This window comes from Pseudomonas sp. 18058, from assembly GCF_902706155.1.
Lineage (GTDB): Bacteria > Pseudomonadota > Gammaproteobacteria > Pseudomonadales > Pseudomonadaceae > Aquipseudomonas > Aquipseudomonas rustica.
This window is the reverse complement of record NZ_CACSJY010000061.1, coordinates 22,600-34,481: the sequence shown is the minus strand read 5'-3', so window position 1 is coordinate 34,481 and position 11,882 is coordinate 22,600. Positions and strand designations below refer to the sequence as shown.

Sequence of the window (11,882 nt, the reverse complement as noted above, 5' to 3'; positions counted from 1 at the left end):
CGTCAGACCAGTCAACATAAAAAGTGTTGGCTGGTCTGACGCCTTCGCGGGCAAGCCTTGCTCCTACGAGGTTTTTGGGTGGTATAAGAATTCGTTACATTCCGCTGACAATAATCCCGCGATAAATTCCTGACCTGCTGCTACGTTTTATCCATGAAGGGCGCGTTTCATTTTTCCTTCACACGGGCACTTTATGCTCGGGGCATGGGTCGATTGATCAGGCCATTTTTCAGAGAGCAGTAGGGGGATTACGCAATGGATGACTATCAAGAAGAGCTGCTCGAATTTCACGCCTACGAACTGGATCAGCCTGAACCTGCTGAAGACGCTACCGAGCTGTAAGCGTCACGCGGTTTTACGGTGACTGCGGCGGAATTCGCCCGGTGTCTGGCCGCTCCAGCGTTTGAATGCACGCTGAAAAGCTTCGGCTGAGGCAAACCCCAGCAGGTAGGCGATCTCACCGAACGCCAGTTCCGTGTCGCGGATGTACGTCATTGCCAGATCACGGCGAGTGTCGTTGAGGATCGCGCGAAACTGCGTGCCTTCCTCGGTCAGTTTGCGCCGCAATGTCCAGGTCGGTAGCTTCAAGCGCGCCGCCACTTCTTCCAGGTCGGGTTCCCGGCCACCATTCAACAATGGCCCCAACAACTGCGTGATGCGTTCACGCAGGCTGCGGGTGCGGGTCAGTTGTTCCAGTTCTCGCTCACACAATTGCAGCAAGTGCCGCCAGGTGCTCGGGCAGTGTTCGGGGTTACGTTGGGCGAGGCTGGTCAGGCTCAGGCGCAATTGATTGCGCTCGGCGCCGAACTGAATCGGGCTATCGCCCAGCACGCTGTAAGCATCGCGATAATCCGGTTCGTCGAATTCGATTTCGATGCGCTCGGCGCGCAGCGGTTCGCGGCTGACACTGGCGAGCTGATGCAGCCACCCGGCGATAATCGAATCCACCACAAAACGGTTGTAGGCGTTGTACGGGCTGATCGAATAGAAACGCAGCCACGCGCCATTCGCGTCTTCGTGAAAACTCGATTGGCCACGATAGTTGGAGCCGTACAGCGGTTCGAAACGAATCAGGCAGCGCGCCGCTTCACGCACGGTCGGCGCTTGTGCGGCGGTGACACCGGCGAGCCCGGCCTGACTCAAGCGACTGAGCTGGCCCATACGCAAACCCAGCGCCGCATCACCGGTCAGTTGAATCGCCGCATGGCCCAAACGCATGTAGCGCGGAATCGATAACCGCGCGCCAGCCTCGGCCAATCGCGCAGCATCCAGACCGTATTGCTCGAGCAAGGGCAGCGGATCGGCGTCATGACTGCGCACGGCATCGGCGAGGCTGTGCACGAAACCCACCGATAAATCGCCCAGACGCATCGGCTGCGGTTTCATGGCTTACAACCAGACGTTCAGCAAACGTGCGCCACGGGCCTCGCCGTCGGCGAACTGTTGGCCGTTGCTGCTGAGGAAGCTCTGCCCCGAACTCAACTTGTCCCAGAACTGCCCGCGCAGGAACACGCTCATGCCGGCCAGCGCGTTGTTGGCGGGCGGTTGCGCGGTGAGGGTCAGGCGATGCCAGGCCTGACCTTCGCTGACTTCACCGGGTTTGAGGCTGACCGAACTCGGTGTACTCGAACCCTTGTAGCCGCCCCACGGTTGATCCCACACGTTGTGACCGACGACAAACGCCGGCACCGCCACCAGTTGCGCACCTTGGGCGTCGAGCTTGCGATAGTTGTCCGGATACCAGCTGTCGCTGCCAATCAGGATGCCGAGGCGCCCGGCCGGGGTGTCGACGACGTTGATGGCGTGTTGATCTTCGCCTTCAAGCACATCACGTTGATCGAAGATCGGGTGCATCTGCCGTTGTGGCTGGCCGAGCGGCACGCCGTCACGACCAAACACCACGCTGCTGTTAAACAGCGCGCCGCTACCGGGTTTGAGTTGACCGTCACGAATACTCGGCTCGGGCAGCACGATGGAACCGGCCACCAGCGTTACATGAAATTCCTTGGCCAGACCGCCGAACAGCGCCTGGTAATCCTTGGCCATCGACTTGGACTTCATGCGCAGATGCGCGTCATTCAGTCGGTTGCTGCCCTTGGCCGTCAGCCACGCACGGGCAAACAACAACGGATTGCTCGCCGCCAGCCAGTTCATCGCTTCGGTGAGCGTGGGCGCCTGATACAGCTCGTCTTTTTCGCCGCTGATCATCAGCCAGGTGCCGACGTGCTCGGGCAATACGACGATTGTCTTGTCATTCAACAAGCCTTGATCCTGCGCTTGCTGCAGATACGCGGCGAGCTTGCGGTGCAGGCGCTCGGGGCTTTGATAGTCGGTGGGGTAGAGTTCGGGCTGGATGCCCAAGAGATTGCCACGGTCGGCGGGTGTGCCTTGATCGACCGCGAGTTTGATTCGCAGATCCGACAGGTAATGTCCCGCCGGGCGGTCTGCCGCCCACATGGCGTAGGAAGCAAGGACGGCCACGAGGGCCATGGAAAATGTCAGGTACAGAAGTTTGCGCATGAATTCCAACAGAACCGGGTGCATGGTGTGACGCGGGTCGATGATACCTCAATAGTGCCGGGCGAGGGCGCAGGCACGGGGCCATGCCTGCGCCTGACACTCATTGCAGAGCGCCGACGGCGTGGTGCGAACAGGCCGCCAGGTCTTCCAGAAACGCTGCGAGAATGGGCGGCGGCGCGATGCCGCGCCGGGTGATCACGTCGAACGGCGAGACCAGTTGCAGGCTGTCCGGGGCCAATTGGTGCATCTCGCCGGTCTTGACCCATTGTCGGGCAAAATGGGCCGGCAGGAAGCCCAGGTAGGCACCGGAGATCAGCAGGATCGCCAGCGCCTCGATGTTATCCACCGTGGCCGCCGCTTTGCTCACGCCCAGGTGCTCAAGATCGTATTGCTGCATGTAACCGCGCACGACAATGCGACTCTCGGTAATCGCCTCGAGCAGTTCAGCACCTTCGGCCTGGCTGCCATACAGCGGATGCCGGCGCCCGCAATACAAGCCCAGCGCTTCCTGATACAGCGGCGTGTGCAGCAGGCCCGGCACATGGATCGGGAAATGGCCGATGGCCAAATGCAGTCTGCCGTCGAGCACGCGCTCTTCGAGTTCGGCGGGGGTGCCGACGTACACATTGAGATGCACGTCATGGCCGCGAGAAACGAAACGCTGAGTCGTACGTGGCAGCGGCGAGTCGGGGTCGGTGATGGTGGTGTCGATGATGCCGAGGTTGAGCTTGCCGCTGATGTGCTGCTTGAGCACGTCAGCGTCCATGCAGAAATTCTCCACTGCCGACAACAGGCGCTGGGTCGCTTCATGAATGGCCACGCCTTGCTCGGTCAGGCGAAAACCGCCGCGTCCGCGCTGACAAAGCTTCACCCCAAGACGGGTTTCCAGGTGCGACATCTGTTCGCTAATGGTCGACTGGCCGGCATTCAACGCCGCCTGCGCTGCGGAGAAACCGCCGCAACGAACAATCGTGGCAAACACCCTGAGCAACTTCAAATCGACATCGTGCAGCTGAATCACCTGGAACCTCCCGCGTGTGGATGCATCGGTAATGCCGATATGAGTATCTGATGTTTGGCATTTTTTCCACGAAAACCTGCGCCCATAGTCACTGCAACGACGGTCGCCTTGCAGTCCGCCGAGCCGATAACAACAAGTGGAGAGGCTTGAAATGTCCAATAACGGTTATGAATCCGGGCGCCTGAACCTGCCTTTCGTGGGGCATTGCACCTTCGGCAAATCACCGGTGTGCACCGACTGGGACGCGCTCGATGCCGATGTCGCAGTACTCGGCGTGCCCAACGATATGGGCACCCAATGGCGCTCCGGCGCACGTTTCGGGCCACGCGGTATACGCGAGGCGTCGACGCTGTTCTCCTTCGGTCACGCCGGTGCCTACGATCACGAAGATGACGTGATGTACCTGACCGCCGCCGATGTGCGCATGGTCGACGTCGGTGATGCCGACATCGTCCACACCGATATGGTCACCAGCAATCTCAACACCGAATACGCGGTGCGCAAGATCCTCGATGCCGGTGTCATGCCGGTGGTGCTTGGCGGCGATCACTCGGTGCACGCGCCGGTGATCAAGGCATTCGAAGGACGCGGGCCGATTCACATCATTCACTTCGATGCGCACCTGGATTTCGTCGATGAGCGCCACGGCGTTCGTTACGGCCATGGCAACCCGCTGCGCCGCGCCTCGGAAATGAACCACATTGTCGGTATGACCCAAATGGGCATCCGCAACGTTTCCTCGTCCAATCGTGATGACTACGAAGCGGCCCATGCGGCGGGTTCGAAGATCCTCTCGGTGCGCGACGTACGCCGCCTCGGGGTGGAAGGCGTGTTGGCGCTGATCCCGCAGAACATCAACTACTACATCACCATCGACATCGACGGTTTCGACCCGTCCATCGCCCCCGGCACCGGCACGCCGAGCCACGGCGGTTTCCTCTATTACGAAGTGCTGGAAATCATTCAGGCGCTGGCCAAACGCAGCCAAGGCAACATCGTCGGCATGGATCTGGTGGAGGTGGCGCCGGTGTATGACCCGACCGGCATGACCTCGATTCTGGCCGCGCAACTGCTGCTGAACAGCATCGGTTTCATCTTCCACGAACGGGCCAAAGTGCGCGCCGCCGACAACGTCGCTACCCCCGCCTGAGCCGTCCGGCAGAGAGAATAAACATGGACACGATCGTCAAGCAGTACCTGCAGAAATTCGGAGTATCCGAAGCAACGCAAACCTTCCTTGGCAAGGCGCAGAAGTTGTTTATCGGTGGCGCGTTTGTCGATGCCAGCGACGGGCAAACCGCTGATGTCATCGAACCGTCGACCGCCGGCCTGATCACGCGGATTCCGATGGGCACCGTCGAAGATCTCGATCGCGCAGTGCAAGCGGCGCGCGCTCAGTTCGACGGCGGTGCGTGGCGCCAGGCAAAACCGGCAGAACGCGAACGTTTGATCCAGCGTCTGGCAGATCTGATTGAGCAGAACGCCGTTGAACTGGCAGAAATCGAATCGATCGACATGGGCAAGTCCGTGGCCTTCGCCAAGGACGTCGATATTCAGGGCACCGTCGACACCCTGCGCTACTTCGCCGGGTGGGCGACCAAACTTCACGGGCGTACGGTCGAGCCTTCGCTGCCCGGCAACTATCTGGCGTATACGCGCAAAGAAGCCGTGGGCGTGGTCGGCGCAATCGTGCCGTGGAATTTCCCGCTGCAAACCATGGCCTGGAAACTCGGCGCGGCGCTGGCCGCCGGTTGCACGGTGGTGGTCAAACCGGCCGAACTGACCTCGCTGTCGGCGTTGCGTTTTGCCGAACTGGTGAAGGAAGCCGGGATCCCCGCCGGCGTCATTAACATCGTCTGCGGGCGCGGCACCGTGGTCGGCGCGGCGATGGCCACGCACCCGGGCATCGACAAATTGACCTTCACCGGCTCGACGCCAGTCGGCCGTACGGTCGGGCGTGCAGCCGTCGACGAAATGAAGCGACTGACGCTGGAACTCGGCGGAAAATCGCCAGTAATTGTTTTCGCCGATGCGGACATTCCGGCGGCGGCACAAGCGGTCGCCAATGGCGTTTTTTTCAACTCGGGACAGGTCTGTGATGCCGGCACCCGCGCTTATGTGCATCGCAGCGTCTACGAACAATTCCTCGGTGAACTGATTGCCTACACGCGCACATTGAAGATCGCCCCGGGGCTGGATCCCGACTGTTTTATCGGCCCGTTGGTCTCGGCCGTGCAACAGCAGCGCGTGCGCGATTACATCGAGACCGGCAAGCAGGAGGGCGCCGAACTGGTCTATGGCGGCCAACCGATTGAAGGCCCTGGCTTCTTTGTAGAACCGACGATTTTTGCCCATTGCCGCAACGACATGCGCATTGTTCAGGAGGAGATTTTCGGCCCGGTGCTGGTGACCGCGCCGTTCGACGATGACGAAGAAGCGCTGGCGCTGGCCAATGATTCGGCGTTCGGTCTCGCAGCGGCGCTGTATTCCAATGATCTGGGCAAGGTGCACAGCCTGATTCCGCGTTTACAGGCCGGTTCGGTTTACGCCAACGCCCACGGCACCCTCGATCCGTCGATGCCGTTCGGTGGCTACAAACAGTCCGGTTTCGGCAAGGATCTCGGCGCCGAGCAACTCGACTATCTGCTCGAAACCAAAGCGGTCTGGATCACGCTGCCCTGACCCGGCAGGCCTCAAGGAGAAAGCATTGAACAACCCCTCTCCACGGGGAGGGGCAACCCGAAAGGATGCCGTTACTTCGTCATGATCTTCCAACAATAAGAGCCCATCATGAACATAGAAGCCAAAGCCGCTCCTGGTGTGTCACTCCTCGGCGACAAACCTGTCGTCGAGGGTCATTCGATCGATTTCATTCCGGAAAACGAACGCACCGACAAGTTATCGAGTCAGGGGCCGTTCTGGTTTCTGGGCAACTTCACTTTCTTCACCATGACCATCGGTTTCGTTGGCCCGAGTGTCGGGTTGACCGCGCTCTGGACGACGCTCGCCGGCACGCTGGGCATCATGTTCGGCACACTGTTCATGGCGTTTCATGGCTCGCAAGGCCCGCACCTTGGGTTGCCGCAAATGATCCAGTCGCGGGCGCAGTTCGGTTATCGCGGGGTGATTCTGGTGCTGCTGGCGACGCTGTTTGTGTTCGCCGGTTTCAACATTGTCAATCTGGTGTTGATGATGCAGGGCATGCACACGCTGTTCGGTTTCGAGCCATGGTTGGTTGCCGTGGCAGTGACGATTCCGGCGGCGATTCTGGCGATCCTCGGCCATGACTGGATGCACCGCAGTTTCAAATGGGCGTTGTGCCTGTCGATTCCGTTGTACGGTCTGGTGACGTTGGCCGTGCTGATGGGCTGGGTGCCGGATGCGCCGCTGCCCGTGCTCGCCGCCGGGGACATCGCGCCACCGCCACTGGGGTTTAACTGGACCGGTTTCATCGCGCAGTTTGCCGCCGCCGCCAGCTACAACATCGCTTACGCGCCTTACGTCTCGGACTATTCGCGGTATCTGCCGAAGAACACCTCCAGCGGCAAGCTGATTGCCGTGGTGTTTGTCGGCGCCTCGTTGTCCGGCGCGTGGATGATTTCCGTGGGCGGCTGGCTCGCCGATCACCTGCATTCCACCGACGTGCTGGTAGCGCTCGGACAGGTTGGTAATGTGATGTCGCCACTGGTTGGCACGGCCGTGGTGGTGATCACGATTCTGGCGATCCTGCCGGTGATTGCGATGAACATCTACAGCGCCAAACTGACCACGCTGACGTGCGTCGACTCGATCAAAAAAATCCAACCAACACGCAAGGCACGGGTGCTGGCGATCACCTTCGTGATCCTCCTGCAATTGGGCGTGGCGCTGAGTATTCAAAGCACGGGCAAAGGTTTGTCGGTGCTGGGGATTTACCTGGTGGTGATGCTGTACTTCCTGGTGCCCTGGACGTCGGTCAACCTCACCGACTACTTCTTCGTGCGCAAGGGCCGCTACGCCATCCCGCACTTCTTCATGCCCAAGGGCAACATCTACGGCAGCTGGGGCCTGCGCGGCATCGCCGCGTACGCCATCGGGTTTGTCGCGATGATCCCGTTTTTCTACATCTACGACGGCGTTGAACAGCGCGAGGTGTATGTCGGCCCGCTTGCCAGAGCGCTGGGCAGCATCGACATCGCCTGGCTGGTCGGGCTGATCGTGTCGGGACTGGCGTATTACTGGTTCAGCCGTTCGATCGATCTGGCGAGTGAAGAAACCGTGATCCGCCAGATCGAAAAAAACTCTCCGCAATACACCACCGGCGACTCGCTGACGCGACGCGTGTCGCCTGCAATCAAGCCATCGACGGCCGGGAGATAAGCATGGCTACGCAAAAATACGACTACATCATCATCGGTGCCGGCTCCGCCGGTTGTGTGTTGGCCAACCGCTTGAGCGAAGACCCGGACACCTCGGTGCTGGTGCTGGAATTCGGTGGCAGCGATCGCAGTGTGGTGATCCAGATGCCGAGTGCTTTTTCGATTCCGATGAACACCAAAAAATACAACTGGCGCTATGAAACCGAACCGGAGCCATTCCTCAACGGACGGCGCATCCATTGCCCGCGCGGCAAGGTACTCGGCGGTTCTTCATCGATCAACGGGCTGGTCTACATTCGCGGTCACGCCTGCGATTTTGACGAGTGGGAATCCCTCGGTGCGCAAGGCTGGGGCTACCGCAATTGCCTGCCGTATTTCAAACGTGCCGAGCACTATGAAGCGGGCGGCGACAACTATCGCGGACAGACCGGGCCGCTGCACACCACCAACGGCAACCACATGAAAAATCCGCTGTACGGCGCGTGGGTGCAGGCCGGCGCCGAGGCGGGTTACATCAAGACCGACGACTGCAACGGCTACATGCAGGAAGGTTTCGGCGCGATGCACATGACCGTGAAAAACGGTGTGCGCTGTTCAACGGCCAACGCCTATTTGCGCCCGGCGATGGCGCGCCCGAACCTCACCGTGATCACCCACGCGATGACCCGGCAGATCCTCCTCGACGGCAAACGTGCGGTCGGCGTCAGCTATGACCACAACGGCCAGACGCATGAGGTCTATTGCCGGCGCGAAGTAGTGGTTTCGTCCGGGCCAATCGGCTCGCCGCACCTGCTGCAACGCTCCGGTATCGGCCCGGCCGACGTGCTGCGCAAGGCCGGCATCGAGGTGCGCCACGATCTGCCCGGTGTCGGTGAAAACCTGCAGGATCACGCCGAGGTCTACATCCAGTTCAGTTGCAAGGAACCGGTGACCCTCAACAGCAAAATGGATCCGCTGAGCAAATTGCTCATCGGTTTGCGCTGGCTGCTGTTCAAGGATGGCCTCGGCGCGACCAACCATTTCGAGGCTGGCGGGTTTATCCGTTCGGACAAGGGTTTGCGCTGGCCGGACATCCAGTTTCACTTCCTGCCGGCGGCCATGCGTTACGACGGCAACAAGCCGATCAAGGGTCACGGCTTCATGGTGCTCACCGGGCCGAACAAACCCAAGAGCCGCGGCTATGTGCGCGCACGCTCTGCGGATCCTTACGAGCATCCGCAGATCCAGTTCAATTACCTGCAACGCGAAGAAGACCGCGAAGGTTTCCGCCGCTGTATCCGCCTGACCCGGGAGATCATCGGCCAGAAAGCCATGGATCGTTTCCGCGACAGCGAGATCGCTCCCGGCGTTTTGGTTAACAGCGACGAAGACCTCGATGCCTTCGTTCGCGAAAACCTCGAAAGCACCTATCACCCGTGCGGCTCCTGTCGAATGGGCGAGGACGCGCTGGCGGTGGTGGACTCCGAACTGCGCGTGCACGGCCTCGATGGATTGCGCGTGATCGATTCGTCGGTGTTCCCGAGCGAGCCGAACGGCAACCTCAATGCTCCGACCATCATGCTCGCCGAACGCGCCAGTGATCTGCTGCGCGGGCGGGCGATGTTGCCGCCGTCAGAGGCGCCGGTGGGGCTGGTGCAGGATTGGGAGAACAGCCAGCGCACATCGTTGCCAGGGCGCAATGTCCGGGTTTAGCTGTTCGAGTGATCCAGCGCCGACGTAGGTGGTGTGCATTTAGATCATTAAGTTGTCAGTTACGGTCATTGAGTGATCACGGTGCGGCTCTTAGTCTGTCGAACATGACTGACGGGGGACGCAGAGCTCCCGCAACTTTTCCGTGATTGCTCGTTGTGGAGTTACCGATGACCGCCGCTCATTACCCGCACCTGTTGGCCCCGCTGGATCTGGGATTCACCACGCTGCGCAACCGTACCCTGATGGGCTCGATGCACACCGGCCTGGAAGAAAAACCGGGCGGTTTCGAGCGCATGGCGGCGTACTTCGCTGAGCGTGCGCGCGGCGGTGTTGGCCTGATGGTGACTGGCGGGATCGGCCCGAATGACGAGGGCGGCGTTTATTCTGGCGCGGCCAAGCTGACCACCGAGGAAGAAGCGCTCAAGCACCGCATCGTCACCCGCGCGGTGCACGATGCGGGCGGCAAGATCTGCATGCAGATTCTCCACGCCGGTCGTTATGCCTACAGCCCGAAACAAGTGGCACCGAGCGCGATTCAAGCGCCGATCAACCCGTTCAAGCCAAAAGAGCTGGACGAAGAGGGCATCGAAAAGCAGATCAGCGATTTCGTCACCTGCTCGGTGCTGGCGCAGACTGCCGAGTACGACGGCGTCGAAATCATGGGCTCGGAAGGTTATTTCATTAACCAGTTCCTCGCCGCGCACACCAACCACCGCACCGACCGTTGGGGCGGCAGCTACGAAAACCGTATGCGCCTGCCAGTGGAAATCGTCCGCCGTGTGCGTGAAGCGGTGGGCCCGAACTTCATCATCATTTTCCGTCTGTCGATGCTCGACCTGGTCGAGGGCGGCAGCACCTGGGATGAGATCGTCACCCTGGCCAAAGCCATTGAGCAGGCCGGCGCGACCATCATCAACACCGGCATCGGCTGGCACGAAGCGCGGATTCCGACCATCGCCACCAAAGTGCCGCGTGCCGCGTTCAGCAAGGTCACGGCCAAGCTGCGCGGATCGGTGAGCATTCCGTTGATCACCACCAACCGCATCAACACCCCGGAAATCGCCGAGCAGATTCTCGCTGAAGGCGATGCCGACATGGTCTCGATGGCGCGGCCGTTCCTCGCCGACCCGGACTTCGTCAACAAGGCTGCTGAAGGCCGCGCCGACGAAATCAACACCTGCATCGGTTGCAATCAGGCGTGCCTCGATCACACCTTCGGCGGCAAGCTGACCAGTTGCCTGGTCAACCCGCGTGCCTGCCACGAAACCGAACTCAACTATCTGCCGGTGCAGCAGATCAAGAAGATTGCCGTGGTCGGTGCTGGCCCTGCCGGTTTGTCTGCCGCGACCGTGGCCGCCGAGCGTGGCCATCAGGTGACCTTGTTCGATTCGGCCAGCGAAATCGGCGGTCAGTTCAACATCGCCAAGCGTGTGCCGGGCAAAGAAGAGTTTTTCGAAACCCTGCGCTACTTCAAGCGCAAGCTGCAAACCACCAATGTTGAGGTGTGCCTGAACACTCGCGTTGATGTGGCGAAACTGGTTGAAGGCGGCTACGACGAAATCATCCTCGCCACCGGCATCGCGCCGCGTCTGCCAGCGATTCCGGGTGTCGAGAATGCGAAAGTGTTGAGCTACATCGACGTGATCCTTGAGCGCAAACCGGTTGGCAAGCGTGTCGCGGTGATCGGCGCGGGCGGCATCGGTTTTGACGTCTCGGAATTCCTTGTTCATGAAGGCGTTGCGACCAGTCAGGATCGCGCCGCGTTCTGGAAAGAATGGGGCATCGACACGAAACTGGAAGCACGCGGTGGCGTCGCCGGGATCAAAGCGGCGCCGCATGCACCGGCGCGTGAAGTGTTCCTGTTGCAGCGCAAGAAAACCAAGGTCGGCGACGGTCTGGGTAAAACCACTGGCTGGATTCACCGTACCGGTTTGAAGAACAAGCAGGTGCAGATGCTCAACAGCGTGGAATACCTGAGCATTGATGATGACGGTCTGCACATTCGCATCGGCGAAACCGGCGAGCCGCAATTGCTTGCGGTGGACAACATCGTGATTTGCGCGGGGCAGGATCCGTTGCGTGAGCTGCACGATGGCCTGGTCGCGGCGGGGCAGAATGTGCACCTGATCGGCGGCGCGGATGTCGCGGCAGAGCTGGATGCCAAACGCGCTATCAACCAAGGCTCGCGCCTCGCCGCTGAACTGTAAAAACCCACTGTAGGAGCTGCCGCAGGCTGCGATCTTTTGATTTTGTTTTTTAACGACAAGATCAAAAGATCGCAGCCTGCGGCA

Annotated in this window: 8 protein-coding genes; 5 read left to right on the top strand and 3 right to left on the bottom strand. The window is 60.4% G+C overall.

From position 1 onward, the window contains the following. Positions 1-345 precede the first annotated feature (345 nt). The 3 genes from GVL50_RS24375 to GVL50_RS24365 all read right to left on the bottom strand — a co-directional run bounded on the left by GVL50_RS24375 (position 346) and on the right by GVL50_RS24365 (position 3,541). Positions 346-1,386: an AraC family transcriptional regulator gene (locus GVL50_RS24375; protein WP_159815341.1), complete on the bottom strand. Its 1,041-nt coding sequence runs from the start codon at positions 1,384-1,386 to the stop codon at positions 346-348. A 3-nt stretch (positions 1,387-1,389) separates the two neighbouring features. Continuing rightward, positions 1,390-2,520 carry a carbon-nitrogen hydrolase family protein gene (locus tag GVL50_RS24370; protein ID WP_159815340.1) on the bottom strand — a complete coding sequence of 377 codons (1,131 nt, stop codon included), beginning with the start codon at positions 2,518-2,520 and terminating at the stop codon, positions 1,390-1,392. 100 nt (positions 2,521-2,620) lie between these two features. Continuing rightward, positions 2,621-3,541 carry a LysR family transcriptional regulator gene (locus GVL50_RS24365; RefSeq protein ID WP_159815339.1) on the bottom strand — a complete coding sequence of 307 codons (921 nt, stop codon included), beginning with the start codon at positions 3,539-3,541 and terminating at the stop codon, positions 2,621-2,623. A 151-nt stretch (positions 3,542-3,692) separates the two neighbouring features. Between GVL50_RS24365 and speB the strand changes: the two genes are divergently transcribed. The 5 genes from speB (at position 3,693) to GVL50_RS24340 (ending at position 11,798) form a co-directional block, all read left to right on the top strand. Further along, the gene (speB, locus tag GVL50_RS24360) at positions 3,693-4,691 is read left to right on the top strand and encodes an agmatinase (RefSeq protein WP_159815338.1); all 999 of its coding nucleotides are present in this window, start codon (positions 3,693-3,695) and stop codon (positions 4,689-4,691) included. 23 nt (positions 4,692-4,714) lie between these two features. After that, positions 4,715-6,223 carry an aldehyde dehydrogenase gene (locus GVL50_RS24355; protein WP_159815337.1) on the top strand — a complete coding sequence of 503 codons (1,509 nt, stop codon included), beginning with the start codon at positions 4,715-4,717 and terminating at the stop codon, positions 6,221-6,223. Between the two features lie 108 nt (positions 6,224-6,331). After that, a complete protein-coding gene (locus tag GVL50_RS24350; RefSeq protein ID WP_159815336.1) occupies positions 6,332-7,900 on the top strand; it encodes a cytosine permease in 1,569 nt (522 codons plus the stop codon). Positions 7,901-7,902: 2 nt separating this feature from the next. Beyond that, positions 7,903-9,591, top strand: a complete 1,689-nt coding sequence (betA, locus tag GVL50_RS24345) for a choline dehydrogenase (protein WP_159815335.1) — start codon at positions 7,903-7,905, stop codon at positions 9,589-9,591. 167 nt (positions 9,592-9,758) lie between these two features. Further along, entirely contained in the window at positions 9,759-11,798 is a 2,040-nt protein-coding gene (locus GVL50_RS24340; protein WP_159815334.1) for an NADPH-dependent 2,4-dienoyl-CoA reductase, read from the top strand. Positions 11,799-11,882 lie beyond the last annotated feature (84 nt).